The following is a 17,606-nucleotide window of genomic DNA, read 5'->3' on the forward strand; positions in this document are numbered from 1 at the left end:
TCAGACCATTGCCAGGTGCTGTTTGCGTGTTGGCGCCGGGAATGCCCTGTCAATGGCCCGCAAGTCCTCACTGGTCAAAGTCAAGCCTGCGGCGGCCGCATTCAACCGTACGTGCTCCGGCGACACCGCCTTGGGAATCGCTATGACCCCGTCTTCGCGCGTCACCCAGGCCAGGCAGACCTGCGCCGGGGTGGCGCCATGGCGCTCTGCAATCTCGTGCAATAGCGGATGCTGCAGCAGCTGCCCGGCCTGGGCCAACGGGCAGTAAGCCATGGTCGGCAGCCCGCGTTGCCGGCTCCAGGGCAGCAGGTCGAACTCGATGCCACGCTGCACCGGGTTGTACAGCACCTGGTTGGTGGCGCAATCAGGGTTGTCCAGCTCGCGCAGGTCGTCGACATCGAAGTTGGAAACACCCCAGTGGCGAATCTTGCCCTGTTCGCGCAAGCGCTCGAACGCCTCGACGGTTTCTTCCAGCGGGTATTGGCCGCGCCAGTGCAGCAGGTACAAGTCGATGACATCGGTGCCCAAGCGAGTGAGGCTGCGGTCACAGGCAGCGGGTACGCCGCGCCGGCTGGCATTGTGCGGGTACACCTTGCTGACCAGAAAGACCTGATCGCGCCGCCCGGCAATGGCCTGCCCGACCACTTCCTCGGCGCCACCTTCGGCATACATCTCGGCCGTATCGATCAGGTTCATGCCCAGGTCGATGCCTTGTTGCAGGGCGGCCACCTCGTCAGCCCTGCGTGCCGGGTCTTCGCCCATGTACCAGGTGCCCTGGCCAATGGCCGGCACATTGCAACCTGCCAGTTTCATGTAACGCATGTCACCTCCGGAGTCTGTGTGTGGGAAAGCAGTACCTCGAGCAGCGCCTGCGCTGCAGTGGAAAGTTTATGGTCGCTCAAGGCAATTACGCCGATCCGCCGTTCGACGGTGGGCGCTACCAGGGTAATGCAACGCGCGCCAAGCTCCTGCATCTGGTTGATGCACAGCGCCGGCACCGCACTCACGCCCAGCCCACTGGCGACCATGCGGCCAATGGTCGAGAGCTGGTGGCTTTCGAACGCCACCGCCAGCTTGCCGTGCAGTGCCGCCACGTTCTGCTCCAGCAGCAGGCGCACGGCCGAAGGGCGCTGCAGGGCGATGAAATCCTCGGCCAGCAACTGCGCCCAGCTGACTTCGGCCAGCTCGGCCAACGGGGAGTCGGTGGGCACCACGGCAACGAAACGGTCCAGGTACAGCGGGTGGAAGCTCAGGCCGTCTGTGTTTTCCGGTTCGAAGCCGATGCCCAGTTCGACGCGGCGGTGGCGCACCAGTTCCAGTACCTGCTCGTTGATCACGTCGTGCACCGTGACGTTGACCTTCGGGTAACGTTGGCGAAACACCTTGAGTGAGTGGGGCAGCAGGTTGCCGGCAAAAGCCGGCATGGCCGCCACCGACACCCGCCCCAATTGCAGGGTGAAACGCTGGCGCAGCATCTCCTCGGTGTCGTCCCAGTCGGCCAGCAGGCGCCGGGCCAGTGGCAGCAGTACCTCACCTTCGGCCGTCAGGCTGACGCTGCGCGTGGTACGGGTGAGCAGGGCGCCGCCAAGGTTGTCCTCCAGCGCCTTGATGGTCAGGCTCAATGCCGGTTGCGAGACATGCAGGTGTTCGCCGGCCTGGGCAAAACTTTGGTACTTGGCCACGGCGACGAAGGCGCGTAGTTGCTTGACGTTCATGGCGGGCTCGCAGGTTGTTTTGAAAAAGTTATCAATCGATGACGAAAACAAAATTAACAAATCAGTCGCCAGCGGTGAAGATGCCTGCACACGCTCACCGACAGCCTCGTCGGTCAACAACTACAAAAGGCGGATCAGCATGGCCGGACTGGACAAGCGCGTAGCAACCTATGAACAGGCCCTTGAAGGCCTGACCGACAACATGACGGTACTGGCCGGCGGCTTCGGCCTGTGCGGCATCCCGGAAAACCTCATCGCCGAAATCAAGCGCCGTGGCGTCAAGGGCCTCACCGTGGTTTCCAACAACTGCGGCGTCGATGGCTTCGGCCTGGGCGTACTGCTGGAAGAGCGGCAGATCCGCAAGATGATTGCCTCCTACGTAGGCGAGAATGCCGAGTTCGAGCGCCAGTTGCTCAGTGGCGAGCTGGAAGTGGAACTGACCCCGCAAGGCACCCTTGCCGAAAAAATGCGCGCCGGCGGCGCCGGCATTCCGGCCTTCTATACCGCCACCGGCTATGGCACGCCAGTTGCCGAAGGCAAGGAAGTGCGCGAGTTCAAGGGCCGCAAATACATCCTGGAAGAATCGATCACCGGTGACTTCGCCATCGTCAAAGGCTGGAAGGCTGACCACTACGGCAACGTGGTTTACCGCAACACTGCTCAAAACTTCAACCCGCTGGCTGCCACCGCCGGCAAGATCACCGTGGTCGAAGTGGAAGAGATCGTCGAGCCAGGCGTGCTGCTGCCCAGCGAGATCCACACCCCCGGCATCTTCGTCGACCGGGTCATTGTGGGCACCTTCGAAAAACGCATCGAAAAGCGCACCGTCAAGGCCTGAGCGCCGTCCTCCAGAACAACAAAGAGATTCTCACCATGGCACTGACCCGCGAACAGATGGCACAACGCGTCGCACGTGAACTGAAGGACGGCTTTTACGTCAACCTCGGCATCGGCATCCCCACCCTGGTGGCCAACTACGTCCCTGCTGACATGGATGTGATGCTGCAGTCGGAAAATGGCCTGCTGGGCATGGGCGAATTCCCCACCGAGAGCACGATCGACGCCGACATGATCAACGCCGGCAAGCAGACCGTCACCGCCCGCCGCGGCGCCTCGATCTTCGATTCGGCACAATCGTTCGCCATGATCCGTGGCGGCCATGTCGACCTCACCGTGCTCGGGGCCTTCGAAGTGGACGTCGAGGGCAACATCGCCTCGTGGATGATCCCGGGCAAGCTGGTCAAGGGCATGGGCGGCGCCATGGACCTGGTAGCCGGGGCCGAGAACATCATCGTCACCATGACCCACGCCTCTAAGGATGGCGAGTCCAAGCTGCTGCCGCGCTGCAGCCTGCCGCTGACCGGTGCCGGCTGCATCCGCAAGGTGCTCACCGACCTGGCCTACCTGGAAATCGACAACGGCGCCTTCATCCTGCGCGAAACCGCGCCCGGGGTGAGTGTTGAAGAAATCATCGCGAAAACCGCCGGCAAGCTGATCGTGCCGGATGATGTGAAGGAAATGACCTTCTGATACACCCCCCCAGCCCTGTGGCAGCGGCGGCAGCTACGAATGCGATGGTCAATGCACCAACGCTTTCGCCGGAGCCGTCGTTGCCACAGGGTTTTGTGCGTTGTGCTTGAAACGTAGCCCCCCATAAAACCAATAAAAGGAAGTTACCGTGGCCGCTGAAATCCAAGACAGCCGCTCCGCCCGCTTTGCCCTGCGTTGCTCCAACTGGGCCGAGCGCTGGTTCCCTGATTCCTGGGTGTTCGCTGCCCTGGCAGTGGTGCTGGTATGCCTCGGCGCCATGGTCATGGGCGCCAAACCTACCGATACCGCCAAGGCCTTTGGCGATGGCTTCTGGAGCCTGATCCCTTTCACCATGCAAATGGCCTTCGTGGTCATCGGCGGCTACGTGGTGGCCAGCTCACCCCCTGCCGCACGGCTGATCGACCGCCTGGCGCGGGTGCCGAAGAACGGCCGTTCGGCGGTGTGCTGGGTGGCGCTGATCTCGATGCTGGCATCCTTGCTCAACTGGGGCTTGTCCCTGGTGTTCGGTGGCCTGCTGGTGCGCGCGCTGGCACGGCGCAGTGACCTGAAGATGGACTACCGCGCCGCCGGTGCCGCTGCTTACCTGGGCCTGGGTGCGGTCTGGGCCTTGGGCCTGTCGTCTTCAGCGGCGCAGTTGCAGGCCAACCCGGCCAGCCTGCCGCCGTCCATTCTGTCGATAACCGGCGTGATTCCGTTCACCGAGACCATCTTCCTCTGGCAGTCCGGGGTGTTGCTGGCCGCGCTGGTCATCGTCTCGCTGGTGATCGCCTACGCGACCGCACCCGGCCCGAACAGTGCGCGCAGTGCCGAAGACTGCGGTGTCGACCCCAGCTTTACCGCGCCGCCCGCACCCCAGCGCACTCGCCCGGGTGAATGGCTGGAATATAGCCCGATCCTTATCCTGCTGATGGTGGCGCTGGCCGGCGGCTGGCTGTACCAGGAGTTCGCCACCAAACCGGCCATTACTGCAATCTCCGGGCTCAATACCTACAACCTGCTGTTCATCATGCTCGGTGCCTTGCTGCACTGGCGCCCACGCAGCTTCCTCGACGCCGTGGCGCGTGCGGTGCCGACCACCACCGGGGTGTTGATCCAGTTCCCGCTGTATGGCTCGATCGCCGCCATCCTCACCCAGGTGAAGGGGGTCGACGAGCAGACCTTGGCCCACCACATTTCGCTTTTCTTCACCCAGATCGCCACCCATGACACCTATGCCGTGCTCATGGGCGTGTACTCGGCGGTGCTGGGTTTCTTCATCCCTTCGGGCGGTGGCAAGTGGATCATCGAGGCGCCCTACGTGATGCTGGTGGCCAACGACCTGCAGTACCACCTGGGCTGGGCAGTGCAGATCTACAACGCCGCCGAAGCGCTGCCGAACCTGATCAACCCGTTCTACATGCTGCCGCTGCTGGGGGTGCTGGGCCTGAAGGCACGTGACCTGATCGGCTTTTCGTTCGTGCAACTGCTGGTGCATGTGCCGCTGGTACTGGTGCTGCTGTGGGCGTTGGGTACGACCTTGCAGTACGTGCCGCCGGTGATGCCTTGAGCTGAACTTTCATAGAAGGCGCGGCTGAACACACCTTTTACGGGTGTGTATCATGGCGAGCCGGGCACGAAGCGTGGCTCTTGTCGCGCAGGCGTTAGCGTCTGAGCAGAGGCCCGGCTACAGCAGCAGGTGAGGGCAGGGCGATGATCGAGGTGTCGCGGTTCTGGCGGGATTCGGCGTTGCCTTTTGTAGAAGCAAGGCGCGTTGGGGATGGGCGTCAGGTGTGCTATGCCGCCCATTCCCATGAGAGCTTTTCGCTCGGTGTGATCACCGGGGGGCGCAGCACCTACCTGAGTGGGACCAGCCAAGTCGAAGTGGGCGCTGGTACCACGGTGCTCATGAACCCCGGTGTGGTCCACACGTGCAATCCGATTGCAGGGCAGGGGTGGTCGTACCTGATGCTGTTCGTCGACATGCCGTGGCTGAAGGCGCTGGGTTTCAACTTGCCGGCGCAAACCTGCAGTACCTCGCCGGCACTGTACAGTGCCGTGCTGCAAGTGTTTGCCGACCTGTTCGACGGCAACCTGGATGACCGAGAGGCCCGGCTTGCGTGTTTTTTCAATGCACTGCCAGACTACCTGCAGGCTGCTACCGGCAAAACGCAAGCCCATCACCCGCAGCTGGAGGCGGCAGCTGCGTTCATCCGGGCCCACCGCACCGACCCGCTGACGCTGCAAGACATCTGTGCCGCCAGCGGGTTGTCCCGCTCTTATCTGATCCGTGCCTTTGCCCAGCGTTTCGGCTTGACGCCGCATGGCTACCTGCTGGATCAGCGCGTGCAGTATGCCCGCGCGCAACTGCGCACGGGGCGGGCGATTGCCGAGGTGGCACTGGAGGCAGGGTTTGCCGACCAGGCGCATCTGCAGCGTGCGTTCAAGCAACATCTGGCGGCGACACCCGGGCATTATCGCAAGGCCTGAAGGCCCGGCTCAGCGAGCATCAAGCGAGCAGATACAGCGCACTGATCACCAGCAGTAACGCCAAGCCTCGGTTGAACATCTGCAGGTAGCGCGGCTTGCGCAAGTACTGCTGAATCATGCTGCCTGCCCAAGCCCAGCTGGCCACCGAAACAAAACAGATCGGCCCATAGATCCAGGTGAACAGCCACAGCATCTGCTGCTCGCCACCGGTATAGGCAGCCACGCCCGCCACCGCCGCCAGCCAGGCCTTGGGGTTCAGCCACTGCATGGCTGCGCCCTCCCAGGCCGAAGGTGCACGTTGCTGCTGCTCACCACCCAACTGGCCGTCATCACTGGCCAGCTTCCACGCCAGGTACAGCAGAAACGCCACGCCGCCCCAGTGCAGCGCCACGCCCAGCAACGGCCAGCGCAACAACAGGGCGTGCAAGCCCAGGCCCACCAGCACCAGCAGCAGGCAAAAGCCCAAGGTCGCGCCGGCAACGTGCGCGAGGCTGGCGCGCAGGCCGTGACGTGCGCCGCTGCCAAGGGCGACGATGTTGACAGGGCCAGGGGATATCGATGCTGCCAGCGCAAACGCAGCCATTGAAAGGTACAGGCTCATCGGGAATGTCCGTGTGAAGGGGGTGTTTGCCATGCTGCCCAGAAGCCAAGCCGTGGTATTGAAGAAAAGTCCCCCAAAACTGCGTACAGGTTTTGTAATAGTTTGGCGCTATCAGAATAATGTTCTGCTCTTGTAGGATCATTTTCCCTATTTTCTATTCAGGTCCCCATGAGCACCTTCGCGGAACCCCCCAGTTTTCGGTCGTCCTGGCCATCCTTTCCCCGTCTTCGTGACGCTTCCTTCGTGAGTACCCGTTAATGGAATGGCTAGCCGACCCCACGGCCTGGCTGGGCCTGTTGACGCTTATCGTCCTTGAGCTGGTACTGGGTATCGACAACCTGGTGTTCATCGCCATCCTGGCCGACAAACTGCCGCCGCATCAGCGCGATCGCGCGCGGGTGATCGGTCTGAGCCTGGCGCTGATCATGCGCCTGGGCTTGCTGGCGAGTATCTCGTGGATGGTCACCCTGACCGCGCCGTTGTTCGAGGTGTTCGGCAAGAGCTTCTCCGGCCGCGACCTGATCATGCTGTTCGGCGGTGTGTTCTTGCTGTTCAAGGCCACCATGGAATTGCATGAACGCCTCGAAGGCCATGTCACGCAGGCCAGTGGCGCGGTGCGCCATGCCGCGTTCTGGCCCATCGTGGCGCAGATCGTGGTGCTCGACGCCGTATTCTCGCTGGATGCGGTGATTACTGCCGTCGGCATGGTCGAACACCTGTCGGTGATGATGATCGCAGTGATCTTCTCGATCGGTATCATGATCGTCGCCAGCAAGCCGCTGACCCGCTTCGTCAATGCCCACCCGACGGTCATCATGCTGTGCCTGGGCTTTTTGATGATGATCGGCTTCAGCCTGACCGCCGAAGGCCTGGGCTTCCATATCCCCAAAGGCTATCTGTATGCGGCCATAGGTTTCTCGATCCTCATCGAGCTGTTCAACCAGCTTGCCCGTGCCCGCCGCAAGCAAAGCCTGCAGCAGCATCGGCCATTGCGTGAGCGTACCGCGCACGCCGTGCTGCGCTTGCTCGGCGGGCGCAGGGTGGAGGCTGACGAGGTCGGCGAGGAGATCGCTGACCTGGTCGCCGGTGGTGAAGAACATGTGCTGTTCGACCGCCGCGAACGGGTGATGATCAGTGGGGTGCTGAACCTGGCCGAGCGGCCGATCCGCACGGTAATGACTGCCCGTACCGAAGTCGACGTCCTCGACCTGGCGCAGCCTGCTGCAACCATTACCGAGGCGTTGGCCAACTCACCTTACTCGCGCCTGCCGCTGATTCGTGACGGCCGCATCGATGAGCCGCTGGGCTTCGTGCACAAGAAGGAGCTGCTCAAGGAGCTGCTCTCGGGCAACCAGCCGGACCTGGAGCGCATGGCCCGGGCGCCGCTGAACCTGCTGGAGAGCTTCAGCATTCTCAATGCGCTGGAGCAGATGCGCGGGCAGTCGACGCACATCGCCTTCGTGGTGAACGAGTTCGGTGACTTCACCGGCCTGCTGACCATGACCGATATCCTCGAGTCGATCGCCGGTGAGCTGCCTGATGCCAGCGAGGTGGAAGGCCCGGCGATCATCGAGGACGGTGACGGCTTCGTCGTCAGCGGTGCGCTGAACCTCAGCCAGGTGCAGGCGCGTACCGGCTTCAGCGCGCGTGCCACCGAAGACTATCAGACCCTTGCCGGCCTGGTGATGAGCCTGCTCGACCGCCTGCCGGTGGTCGGTGACCACCTGGCCTGGAACGGCTGGAGCATGACTGTGGTGGCGGTGGAGGAACGGCGGGTGCGCCAGGTGCGGCTCAAACCGAACGGCGACGTTGGCGCAGCAGGTGCCTGAAACCCTCAAGCACCAGCACCAGGACCGCGGCCCAGATCGGCAGGTAAGTCAGCCACTGATCCGGGCCGATGGTTTCGCCCAGCAGCAGCGCCACGCCCACCAGTAGCACCGGTTCTACATAACTGAGCAGGCCGAACAGGCTGAACGGCAGCAGTCGGCTGGCCAGCACGTAGGCGATCAGGGCTGACGCGCTGATCGCACCCAGCAGCGGAATCAGGCCGTAAAGGCCTGGGTGCGTGAGCAGGTCAGCGCTGGACAACGGCCCCTGGATGACGAAGTACAGGGCCCAGGGCAGCAACAGGCACATGTCGCACCACAAACCGCCCAGGTGGTCGGTGCGGCAGCGTCGGCGCAGCACGAAGTAGACGGGGTAGCCGACCATCACCAGCATGGTTTCCCAGGCAAAGCTGCCGTGCTGGTAAAGCTCATGCGCCACGCCCAGCGCAGCGCAGGCCACTGCCACTTTTTGCAGGCGTGACAGGCGTTCGCCGTAAGCCAGGCGGCCCGTCAGCACCATCGCCAGCGGCAGCAGGAAGTAGCCCATCGAGACCTCGAGGCTGCGCCCGTGCAGGGGCGCCCAAAGGAACAGCCACAGTTGCACGCCCATCAGCCAAGAGGTGCCGACCATGCCCAGCAGCAGCACTGGGGTCTGGCGCACGCGCGCCAGCAAGTCACCGACCCGTTTCCAGTCTTTGCTGGCCAGCATGAACAGCGTCAGGCAGGGCAGCGTCAGCAGCGTGCGCCAGCCGAAGATCTCTTCGCCATCGAGCGGGGTGAGCAGGGAGGTATAGAAGTACATCACGGCGAACAGGCAGGAGGCCATGACCGAACAGAGAATGCCTTTTGACACGAATGCCTCGAATAGCGGGATGGGCGGTTGGATCAGCCGCGCATGATCTCAGGGGCCGCGTCATGCGGCAACTGTCTCACGCCGGGGCGCGTGGCCAGTGCCTGAAGAAATTGCGCGGCCGGCATTGGCCTGGCGAACAGATAGCCTTGCTGAAAGTCCACGCCATAACGGGCCAGATAGTCGCGCTGCACTTCGCTTTCCACGCCTTCGGCGACGATGCCCAGGCCTAGCTTCGCCGACAGCTCGATGATGCTGTCAAGGATGTGCTGCGACAGTGCATCACCTCCGATCATTGCCACGAAGCTCTGGTCGATTTTCAGGTAGTCGACCTTGAACTGGCGCAGATAGTTGAGGCTGGACTGGCCGGTGCCGAAGTCATCCAGTGCGATCATCACGCCCATTTCGTGGAGTTTTTCGAACAGTTCGAGGGTTACCCCGGTGGCCTCGATCAGTTTGCGTTCAGTCAGCTCCAGCGTCAGCACCACCCGCCCGGGGGGGAAGTGCTCGAGGAATGAGCGGCAGTCGTCGATCAGGGCGAGGTCACGGCAGTGATCGGCCGTAATGTTGATGCCGATATGGAAGCCGTCTTCCAGCAACGCAGCGTAAGGCGCCAGGCTGTGCGCCGTGTGCTGCATCAGCGCACGGGTCATGTCGACGATCTGGCCACTGTGTTCGGCATAGGGAATGAACAGGTCGGGGCGCACCAAGCCCTCGTGCGGGTGGTTCCAGCGCATCAGCACTTCGGCGCCAGCCCAGCGATAATCGCCTTTGCGTACCACTGGCTGGAAGTACGGCAGGAACTCGTCAGCTTCCAGTGCGCGGCGCAGTTCGGCGCGTGGTGAGTTGGCGCGGCGGATCTGCCAGCGGCATGCGCAACCTGCCGCCATGCCGAGCAACAGCAGCAAGCTGAGCAGTGCCGGGTAGCGGCTGCGCAGCACTTCGCCTCGCTTGTCGGCGGCATAACCGCCGTGAACGCTGAAAGGGTAGTGCGTCGATCCGAGTGTCACGTCGCCAATGGCTGCGGTGGGCGGTAGGCCTTGATGCACCACGCCATCCTTGCCCATCCACGCCGTGCCGACACGCAATTGCAGCGCCTCGCTGGGGCCGATAAGGCGCAGTGCGGTCAGCAGATGGTCGCCATCCACGGTGGTGATGGCGCCTCGGTCGCCGTCACTGGCCCGATACACCAGCAATGGGTGCCCGGGTGTCACCGAATTGCCGTCCATCAGCCACAGCTTGCCATCGGTGTAGTCGCGGGCGTCTACCGGCTCGTCGAACTCGCCGAACAGAGAGGTGCAGTACAGCGTGTCTTGCCGGAACAGGTTGGTCGAACGCACAAAGGCGTTGCGCGTCACTTGCCCACGCAAGGCCAGTTCGACTTGCCCGCACGGGCTGCCAGCCAACGGCAGCAGGGCCTGAGCGGCACCGGAAAGGCTGTCGAGAATATGCTCGACCTGTTCGACCACTTGCCGCGTGGTGGCCTGGCTGCTGGCGCGCAGTTCGCGCTCGATTTGCCAGTTCATCACGATCAGGCCGAACGCCAGAGGCAAGATGCCAACGCCCCAGGGGAGAAGGGTGCGCCAGCTCCAGCGGGCGGGACTTTTACTGCGCAGGGGCATGTTGGCGTAATCTTTACATGAAATGACTGAGGATAGCCGTTTGTCGGCGCGGGCGGAGAACTAATGCGCGACAAAGAAATTTACGCACTGTAGAATCGGTTTACGATTACAACAATAAGGTCTTTCTTCATTGAAGGATCAACCCCACCGAGAATGGGACTATATGACAAACCAAGGGTTCAAGCTGATCATTGGTGACTTCCTCGCCAGAAGCGTGCGCGGCATCCCCTGCTCGCCGCCATTTTCGTACCACATCCCACGCACTCAATAATTTTCGCTGCAGATGAGGACACGAACATGGCTGATATCTTCGACAATCCTATGGGCCTGATGGGCTTTGAATTCATTGAACTGGCTTCGCCAACCCCTGGCGTTCTGGAGCCGGTGTTCCAGATGCTCGGTTTCACCAAGGTGGCGACACACCGCTCCAAGGACGTGCACCTTTATCGTCAAGGTGGCATCAACCTTATTCTCAATAACGAGCCGAAAAGCATCGCCTCCTACTTTGCAGCCGAGCATGGTCCGTCGGTGTGCGGTATGGCGTTCCGGGTACGCAACGCTCATGAAGCCTATGCCCGTGCCCTGGAGTTGGGCGCCCAGCCAGTCGAGATCGAAACCGGCCCGATGGAACTGCGCCTGCCGGCGATCAAGGGCATCGGCGGCGCTCCGCTGTACCTGATCGACCGCTTCGAAGAAGGCAGCTCGATCTACGACATCGATTTCAACTTCATCGAAGGCGTCGACCGCCACCCGGCAGGCGCAGGCCTGAAGATCATCGATCACCTGACCCACAACGTGTATCGCGGCCGTATGGCTTACTGGGCCGGCTTCTACGAAAAACTCTTCAACTTCCGCGAGATTCGTTACTTCGACATCAAGGGCGAGTACACCGGCCTGACCTCCAAGGCCATGACCGCTCCGGATGGCATGATCCGCATCCCGCTCAATGAAGAATCGTCCAAAGGGGCGGGGCAGATCGAAGAGTTCCTGATGCAGTTCAACGGTGAGGGCATCCAGCATGTGGCCTTCCTCACCGATGACCTGCTCAAGACCTGGGATGCGCTCAAGGACTACGGCATGCGCTTCATGACTGCGCCGCCGCAGACCTATTACGAAATGCTCGAAGAGCGCCTGCCAGGGCACGGTGAGCCGGTCGACCAATTGCAGGCTCGCGGCATTCTCCTGGACGGCGCTTCCGAGGCAGGCGACAAGCGCCTGCTGCTGCAGATTTTCTCTGAAACCTTGCTCGGGCCGGTATTCTTCGAGTTCATCCAGCGCAAAGGCGATGACGGCTTTGGCGAAGGCAACTTCAAGGCGCTGTTCGAGTCGATCGAGCGCGACCAGGTTCGCCGAGGTGTGCTCGACGTTCAATAAGTGAAGTGTACCGCCGTCATGCTTTTCGGGCGGCGGTACAGTCACGTTTACCCCATTGCCTGAACAGCCCCCAGTAGAAAATCGAGCCCGTGATGATGCCGATCAACGCAAGTGACGGCAGGATCTGCATCAGCATCTGGCGCCTTTCATCAGCGGCAAAGCCGTCGGGATAGCCGACCTTGACGGTGTAGCCGTACTTGTCCGATTTCCCGGTCATGAAGAACTCGGATTGAGAGGGGCGGGCAGGGTCTCGGCTGTCGCCATCTGCCCAGATGTAAAAATCTTGGAACTCCAGCAGCAACACCAGCCCGGTTTGAAATGCACGCAGTTCGTTGCGCAGCTCCATGCCGTAGGTTGACGCTATCACACCCAGATTTTCGCGGCGAAGCTGGTAGGCGACAAGCACTGCATTGGGCGCTGCAGGAGAATCGAAGATCAGTTGTACCGGTGCCTCGGAGCCAGTCGCAAACCTGTTTTTCGCACGGGGAGGAACCAGGGTGTCACAGTAGATACGGCCATCGGCGGTCAATGCCAGCGCTCGCAGGTAACGGACGTCTTGAACCTGTTTCAACAGGTGCGCCTTGGCTGTCTCGCAAGCGCTGCCAGCCAGCGGCATTGCCACCAAAGCAGCGTCGTGCAAGCGGTTAAGGGACATATCAATGGAAAAGATGGCTTCCTTCAACGATACGCGAGCCGTCTCTTTGAGCTTGTTGTCATGCTGATAGACCATCACCATCAAGCCTGACGCAACAGGTATCAAACTGATCGCCAGTGTCAGCAGCAGCGCCATCATGCTGCGACCGAGAACCCTGAATTTTGACATGGGACTGCAGCCCTCCTGATCCGAGTTGTCCGGGATGGACAGTTGACCGAAGAGCCTATGTATTCAGGGGTGCCCCTACTGTAATCCGCAACCGTGTCTGACTGAGGATTTGCATTGTCGAGACGTAAGAAGGATTACCCATTGAGCGTCTGAATTACCTTCTCTGCCAGTAAACGCGTAGAGGCGGGGTTTTGTCCCGTGATCAGGCGGCCGTCACAGACTACAAAAGGCTTCCAGGGATCATCATGCTTGCTGTAAATACCCCCTCGTGCTCCCAGTTCGTTCTCGGTGAGAAACGGCACCACCTCCTCGAGTTCGGCAAGCTTTTCTTCAGTATTGGAAAAACCGGTGACCTGGCTGTCCTTGAGCAGCAACTTGTTATCGCTGAGCTTGATGTTCAGCAGGCCTGCCACCCCGTGGCAGACAGCGGCCACAACGCCATTCTTTTCGTATATCTTGCGCGCCAGCTCCTGCAATTGCGGGTTGTCAGGGAAGTCCCACATAACGCCATGGCCACCGGTGTAATAGATGGCACAGTATTCGTCCGCTGTGACCTGGCCGGGGCTTAGCGAGGCGCCCAGCCGGTTCATGAAGGCCTTGTCGTTGTAATAGCTCCAATCCAACTCGGGGGCCATCTGCAGGCTGTGCGGATCGATTGGCACGTAGCCGCCGCCGGGGCTGACGTAGTCGACCGTAAAACCTGCCTGCTGAACCACATCGACAAAATGCACGGCTTCACCCAGCCATAAACCGGTTGCCCTGCTCAGGGTCGGATATTTGGCGGTATTGGTCAGCACCACCAGAATTTTCTTGCTCATTACTACACTCCTGCCTGTAATCAAACGGGAAGTCAGCTCATGGCACGCAAAGCCTATAGAGCATAGCTGGCGTTTGCGGGCAAGCGTATGGGGAGTGGCCTTGTGCTGCTTCCTGCGCTGGCCGATGTTGTTTGCACTGCCCGCTCTTGGGTGCCAGAGTGCAGGCGTGGTGCCAAAGGCCTATTGCAGCAGTTAACCGGGGAGCCGATGATGCAGGATCACTTCGTCAGTCTTGAGCAACAGTGGAACCATCACTTTGGTCGCTAACAGCACACCTTACGATCCCTCGCCGAACGGCGTATTACTGACCCCTACAAAAGAGTCGGCTGGTGGCATGAGGGAGAGGATCGTGCAGTTCGACTGGCGGCATACGGACCTTGGGCCCTTGCCGCACTGGGAGCCTTCGTTGCGCATTGCGATCGACATGATGCTCCTTTCCTCTTTCCCCAGTGCCGTGGTCTGGGGGCCCAATATGACCGTTGTTCACAACGATTCCTATGTGGCGCTGCTGGGTGGCCTGGATCAGGCACTGGGCAGGCGCTTCGATTCGTTGTGGAGCGACGTTTGGGACGATATCGGTCCATGGGTGTTCAAGGCACTGCAGGGTGGTACCAGTTTTGTCGATGATCAGCCTTATGAGATCAAGTGCGCAAAGACGGGGGGGCAGGCGTGGTACGTCTTCAGTTATGCGCCAATTCGTGACGAGCACCATGAAGTTGTAGGTATGCTTCACACCGTGATCCAGAGCTCCGCCGGTGTGGCTGCACATGGCAAGTGGCGCGAGCAGGCGCAGACATTCGAGCGTCAGATAGCGCGATACATGGCTGACCGCGACTACATGTGGCGCCTGTCGCGCGATGCCATGATCACCGTGAGCCTGGACCTGAAGATGCTGGCAGCCAACCCGGCCTGGCATCGCGCCCTGGGGTGGAGCGAGGTTGAGGTGCGGGGCATGTCGATCCTGGAACTGGTTCATCCGGCCGACAGGGATGAAGTTGAAGCGGCTGCAATCGATTTCGTCAACGACAGAGGGCCTGCAGAGCTCGAAACACGTGTGCGCCATGTCGACGGGCATTACCGCTGGTTCCACTGGAGTGGCAGCTTCGACGGCTCGGTGCTGACTGCCGTTGGGCGAGACATTACAGGCGACCGTGAGGCGGCCATGCGTCAGTCTCAGGTCCTGCTGCGCAACACCCAGAGGCTGGAGGTGGTCGGTCATCTGGCCGGGGGCATGGCCCATGAGATGAACAACCTGTTGTCGGGTATTGGCGGCAGCCTTGAATTGTTGCAGCGGCGTTTGAGCCAGGGGCGCATGGAGCGCATTGACAGTTACGTGGCGTTGGCGCGCGACTCGGTGCAGCGGGCCATGAACCTGACCCACCGCCTGTTGGTTTTCTCCCGCCATCAGCCTTTGGCCCCGGCACCGCTGGACATGAACCGCCACCTGGCTGCCATGGAACCGATGTTGCGCCATGCAGTTGGCACTGAAATGAGTTTGTCCTGGGAACTGGATGTCGACCCATGGACCGTGTGTCTGGATGTCGGCCAATTGGAAAGCAGCCTGATCAACCTGTGCGCCAATGCGCGAGAAGCCTGCCTGGGCCGCGGCAACGTTGCGATTCGCACGATCAACACCAGGCTGGCCTCGGCCTTCCCTGAAGAGGGCGGTCTGGCGCCAGGTGACTATCTTGGCTTGCAGATCATGGACGATGGCCATGGCATGCCGGCCAAGGATGTGGCCAAGGCCTTCGAGCCATTTTTTACCACCAAGCCCACTGGGCGCGGCTCAGGGATGGGGCTGGCGATGGTGCATGGCTTCGTCGGCCAATCTGGCGGTTACGTATGGATCGAGTCGTCACCGGGGCAAGGTACGAAGGTCTGCATGCTCTTCCCCCGATGCCTGGAAGCGATACCGCAAACGCCTGCTGCGGCGATGCCCCAGGTTTCCCTGGCCAGTGGGCGGCGTGTGTTGTTGATCGACGACGAGCATAACCTGCGCACGGTCATGGGCGAGTATCTGAGCGAGCGAGGTTTTACGGTGAGTGATGTGGCCGACGCCAATACCGCGATGGAGCGCTTTCGTCACGATGGCCCGTACGATCTGGTCATCACCGACATCGGGCTACCTGAAGGCTTCAGTGGGCAGCAATTGGCCAAGGCCATGCGTACGGTCAACCCTTGCCAGAAGATGCTGTTCATCACCGGCTATACCGATCAACCGCTGGAACCTGGCCTGTTGCAAGTGCCAGGCACGGCGCTGCTGATCAAACCCTTTGAATTGTCGACCTTGGCCAACCAGGCACTGCTGTTGCTGGACGACTGAGCCCGTCAGGTCTCACCGAGAATCTGCATCACTCGGGCATGAAATTGCGCCAGTTCGAATGGTTTGCACATCAGTTGCATGCCGGCGCCGAGAAAACCCTCCCGGGCCATTGCCGTTTCGGTGTAGCCAGTGATGAACAATATGGGCAAATGCGGGTGCAAGGTACGGGCGATCTCTGCCAATTGCCGCCCGTTCATGCCCGGAAGGCCTACGTCGCTGACCAAAAGGTCGATTGCCTTCGATGAGCGCAATACCTGCAGGGCCTCACTGGCGTTGCAGGCACTGCAACACGGGAAACCCTGCTCCTGCAGGGTCTGGCACAACAACTGGCGCACATCCGGATCATCCTCGACCACCAGTACCGTGCGGCCGCCACCCTGTGAACGTGGTGGGGCTGCTTGCACCTGGGTTTGCTCCTGCTCCAGGTGGCGCGGCAGGTAAAGATCTACGCGGGTACCTTGGCCTATCTGGCTATGCAGTACCACATGCCCCTGGGACTGTTTGCTGAAGCCGTAGACCATCGAAAGGCCCAGGCCGATACCCTGGCCCACCGGCTTTGTGCTGAAGAACGGCTCGAAGGCATGTTCGAGCGTGCTCTGCGACATGCCTTGGCCTTCGTCAGTGACGCTCAGGCACGTATAGTCGCCCACCGCCAGGCTGCCATCGGCGAACTGCGTCGCTGCTACCTCTCGATTGCTGGCTTCGACACGCACCTTGCCACCGTTGGGCATGGCTTCGCAGGCATTGAGCAGCAGGTTGTCCACGGCTTCTTGCAATTGTGTGTCGTCGCCGGCCACTGGCCAGGTGTGTTCAGGTATTTGCAGTTGCAGTAATACGCCATGCTGCAGTACGGCCTCCAGCCGTTGTGGCTGCAGCAGCGCCCGTAAGTCGATGCGACGGCTGTGCAGCGATTGTCGGGACGAAAACGCCAACAGCCGATGGGTGAGGCGCGCTGCACGCGAAACGGCTTCCTGCCCCCTGCTGAGCAGGCCTTCCAGCCCCTTGGTGCTGCCTTGTTTCAACCGCCTGTCGATCAGTTCGAAGCTCCCCCCGATACTGGTCAGCAGATTATTGAAATCGTGAGCCACCCCCCCGGCCAATTGCCCGATGGCGTCCATCTTGCGGGTCTGGTGCATAGCCTGCTCGGTGCTGTGCTGTGCCTCGCGGTGTCCATCCAGGCGTTGCTGCAGATCGACTAACTGGTCGCGAGCCAGGTATTGCCGGCGACGCTGACGCAGCGCCAACTTGATCAGTTCAAGCAACTGTTCATCTTCGAACGGAATAGCCAGCAGTGTCAGGTTACCCAGTGGATGGTCGGGGGGCGTACAGGGGCTGGCTGAGGCTTGTGGGGTTTGCGTGAGCAGCACGATGGGGAGGTCCGACCAGGGCGGTTGCTGGTCGATAAAAGCCTGCAGCAGTTCGTTTTGGCTGCTGTTGAGCGTGTGTTCGTCGACGACCAGCAAGCCTGCGCCTCTGTCCAGCCCGTCCCGCAGATGGGTGATGTCGCGCGAACACACGCAATCGATGCCAGCACCCGTCAGAAACGTCGAGGTGTGCGTGGCAAGTTGCCTGGGTGCCAGAATCAAGGCACGTTCGTCCAGCGACAGCGAGCTGGCCAATGCGATTCTCCTTAAGGG

The 17,606-nt window shown here is 61.2% G+C and carries 15 protein-coding genes; 7 read left to right on the forward strand and 8 right to left on the reverse strand.

Features of this window, described 5'->3' with window-relative positions; all coding sequences use genetic code 11:
- Positions 1-822 carry an aldo/keto reductase gene (locus EGJ09_RS01760; protein WP_115275012.1) on the reverse strand — a complete coding sequence of 274 codons (822 nt, stop codon included), beginning with the start codon at positions 820-822 and terminating at the stop codon, positions 1-3.
- On the reverse strand, positions 810-1,715 hold the full coding sequence (locus tag EGJ09_RS01765) for a LysR family transcriptional regulator (protein WP_125923048.1): 906 nt from the start codon (positions 1,713-1,715) through the stop codon (positions 810-812). Before EGJ09_RS01765 ends, EGJ09_RS01760 begins: the two co-directional genes overlap by 13 nt.
- Before the next feature lie 139 nt (positions 1,716-1,854).
- On the opposite strand from EGJ09_RS01765, the gene EGJ09_RS01770 reads away from it, so the two are divergent.
- From EGJ09_RS01770 to EGJ09_RS01785, 4 genes are all read left to right on the forward strand, one after another.
- A complete protein-coding gene (locus EGJ09_RS01770; protein ID WP_046787715.1) occupies positions 1,855-2,553 on the forward strand; it encodes a CoA transferase subunit A in 699 nt (232 codons plus the stop codon).
- A 35-nt stretch (positions 2,554-2,588) separates the two neighbouring features.
- Complete coding sequence (locus EGJ09_RS01775) at positions 2,589-3,245, forward strand: CoA transferase subunit B (protein WP_046787689.1); 657 nt, start codon at positions 2,589-2,591, stop codon at positions 3,243-3,245.
- Between the two features lie 148 nt (positions 3,246-3,393).
- The gene (locus EGJ09_RS01780) at positions 3,394-4,812 is read left to right on the forward strand and encodes a short-chain fatty acid transporter (protein WP_012314293.1); all 1,419 of its coding nucleotides are present in this window, start codon (positions 3,394-3,396) and stop codon (positions 4,810-4,812) included.
- A 143-nt stretch (positions 4,813-4,955) separates the two neighbouring features.
- Positions 4,956-5,732: an AraC family transcriptional regulator gene (locus tag EGJ09_RS01785; protein ID WP_046787688.1), complete on the forward strand. Its 777-nt coding sequence runs from the start codon at positions 4,956-4,958 to the stop codon at positions 5,730-5,732.
- A 19-nt stretch (positions 5,733-5,751) separates the two neighbouring features.
- Here EGJ09_RS01785 and EGJ09_RS01790 read toward each other — a convergent pair whose 3' ends face one another.
- On the reverse strand, positions 5,752-6,333 hold the full coding sequence (locus EGJ09_RS01790) for a LysE family translocator (RefSeq protein ID WP_125923049.1): 582 nt from the start codon (positions 6,331-6,333) through the stop codon (positions 5,752-5,754).
- A 257-nt stretch (positions 6,334-6,590) separates the two neighbouring features.
- Between EGJ09_RS01790 and EGJ09_RS01795 the strand changes: the two genes are divergently transcribed.
- Positions 6,591-8,162: a TerC family protein gene (locus EGJ09_RS01795; RefSeq protein WP_125923050.1), complete on the forward strand. Its 1,572-nt coding sequence runs from the start codon at positions 6,591-6,593 to the stop codon at positions 8,160-8,162.
- On the opposite strand, the gene rarD is transcribed toward EGJ09_RS01795, so the two are convergent.
- The gene (rarD, locus tag EGJ09_RS01800; RefSeq protein WP_125923051.1) at positions 8,125-9,012 is read right to left on the reverse strand and encodes an EamA family transporter RarD; all 888 of its coding nucleotides are present in this window, start codon (positions 9,010-9,012) and stop codon (positions 8,125-8,127) included. The two genes, EGJ09_RS01795 and rarD, sit on opposite strands and share 38 nt — an antisense overlap.
- A gap of 32 nt (positions 9,013-9,044) precedes the next feature.
- Positions 9,045-10,631, reverse strand: coding sequence for an EAL domain-containing protein (locus tag EGJ09_RS01805; protein WP_125923052.1), 1,587 nt, complete (start codon positions 10,629-10,631; stop codon positions 9,045-9,047).
- Positions 10,632-10,928: 297 nt separating this feature from the next.
- Here EGJ09_RS01805 and hppD point away from each other — a divergent pair, with 297 nt between their 5' ends.
- A complete protein-coding gene (gene hppD, locus EGJ09_RS01810) occupies positions 10,929-12,005 on the forward strand; it encodes a 4-hydroxyphenylpyruvate dioxygenase (protein WP_125923053.1) in 1,077 nt (358 codons plus the stop codon).
- Between the two features lie 16 nt (positions 12,006-12,021).
- Here the strand turns inward: hppD and EGJ09_RS01815 are convergent, their stop codons facing one another.
- Both EGJ09_RS01815 and EGJ09_RS01820 read right to left on the reverse strand, forming a co-directional pair.
- Complete coding sequence (locus EGJ09_RS01815) at positions 12,022-12,828, reverse strand: CSS-motif domain-containing protein (RefSeq protein WP_125923054.1); 807 nt, start codon at positions 12,826-12,828, stop codon at positions 12,022-12,024.
- Between the two features lie 134 nt (positions 12,829-12,962).
- Entirely contained in the window at positions 12,963-13,646 is a 684-nt protein-coding gene (locus EGJ09_RS01820) for a type 1 glutamine amidotransferase domain-containing protein (protein ID WP_115275006.1), read from the reverse strand.
- A gap of 334 nt (positions 13,647-13,980) precedes the next feature.
- Here EGJ09_RS01820 and EGJ09_RS01825 point away from each other — a divergent pair, with 334 nt between their 5' ends.
- On the forward strand, positions 13,981-15,969 hold the full coding sequence (locus EGJ09_RS01825; RefSeq protein WP_125923055.1) for an ATP-binding protein: 1,989 nt from the start codon (positions 13,981-13,983) through the stop codon (positions 15,967-15,969).
- A gap of 5 nt (positions 15,970-15,974) precedes the next feature.
- On the opposite strand, the gene EGJ09_RS01830 is transcribed toward EGJ09_RS01825, so the two are convergent.
- Positions 15,975-17,588: a response regulator gene (locus EGJ09_RS01830; protein WP_125923056.1), complete on the reverse strand. Its 1,614-nt coding sequence runs from the start codon at positions 17,586-17,588 to the stop codon at positions 15,975-15,977.
- Between the last annotated feature and the right edge of the window lie 18 nt (positions 17,589-17,606).

Source organism: Pseudomonas sp. p106 (assembly GCF_003936645.1).
GTDB classification, from domain to species: Bacteria; Pseudomonadota; Gammaproteobacteria; order Pseudomonadales; family Pseudomonadaceae; genus Aquipseudomonas; species Aquipseudomonas putida_E.

What these genes read in the sequence shown, in the direction of transcription:
- EGJ09_RS01825 (WP_125923055.1), top strand. Translation starts at nt 13,981, where the DNA reads ATGAGGGAGAGGATCGTGCAGTTCGACTGGCGGCATACGGACCTTGGG.
- EGJ09_RS01775 (WP_046787689.1), top strand. Translation starts at nt 2,589, where the DNA reads ATGGCACTGACCCGCGAACAGATGGCACAACGCGTCGCACGTGAACTG.
- EGJ09_RS01805 (WP_125923052.1), bottom strand. Translation starts at nt 10,631, where the DNA reads ATGCCCCTGCGCAGTAAAAGTCCCGCCCGCTGGAGCTGGCGCACCCTT.
- EGJ09_RS01795 (WP_125923050.1), top strand. Translation starts at nt 6,591, where the DNA reads ATGGAATGGCTAGCCGACCCCACGGCCTGGCTGGGCCTGTTGACGCTT.
- EGJ09_RS01820 (WP_115275006.1), bottom strand. Translation starts at nt 13,646, where the DNA reads ATGAGCAAGAAAATTCTGGTGGTGCTGACCAATACCGCCAAATATCCG.
- EGJ09_RS01765 (WP_125923048.1), bottom strand. Translation starts at nt 1,715, where the DNA reads ATGAACGTCAAGCAACTACGCGCCTTCGTCGCCGTGGCCAAGTACCAA.
- EGJ09_RS01770 (WP_046787715.1), top strand. Translation starts at nt 1,855, where the DNA reads ATGGCCGGACTGGACAAGCGCGTAGCAACCTATGAACAGGCCCTTGAA.
- EGJ09_RS01790 (WP_125923049.1), bottom strand. Translation starts at nt 6,333, where the DNA reads ATGAGCCTGTACCTTTCAATGGCTGCGTTTGCGCTGGCAGCATCGATA.
- EGJ09_RS01760 (WP_115275012.1), bottom strand. Translation starts at nt 822, where the DNA reads ATGCGTTACATGAAACTGGCAGGTTGCAATGTGCCGGCCATTGGCCAG.
- hppD (WP_125923053.1), top strand. Translation starts at nt 10,929, where the DNA reads ATGGCTGATATCTTCGACAATCCTATGGGCCTGATGGGCTTTGAATTC.
- EGJ09_RS01785 (WP_046787688.1), top strand. Translation starts at nt 4,956, where the DNA reads ATGATCGAGGTGTCGCGGTTCTGGCGGGATTCGGCGTTGCCTTTTGTA.
- EGJ09_RS01815 (WP_125923054.1), bottom strand. Translation starts at nt 12,828, where the DNA reads ATGTCAAAATTCAGGGTTCTCGGTCGCAGCATGATGGCGCTGCTGCTG.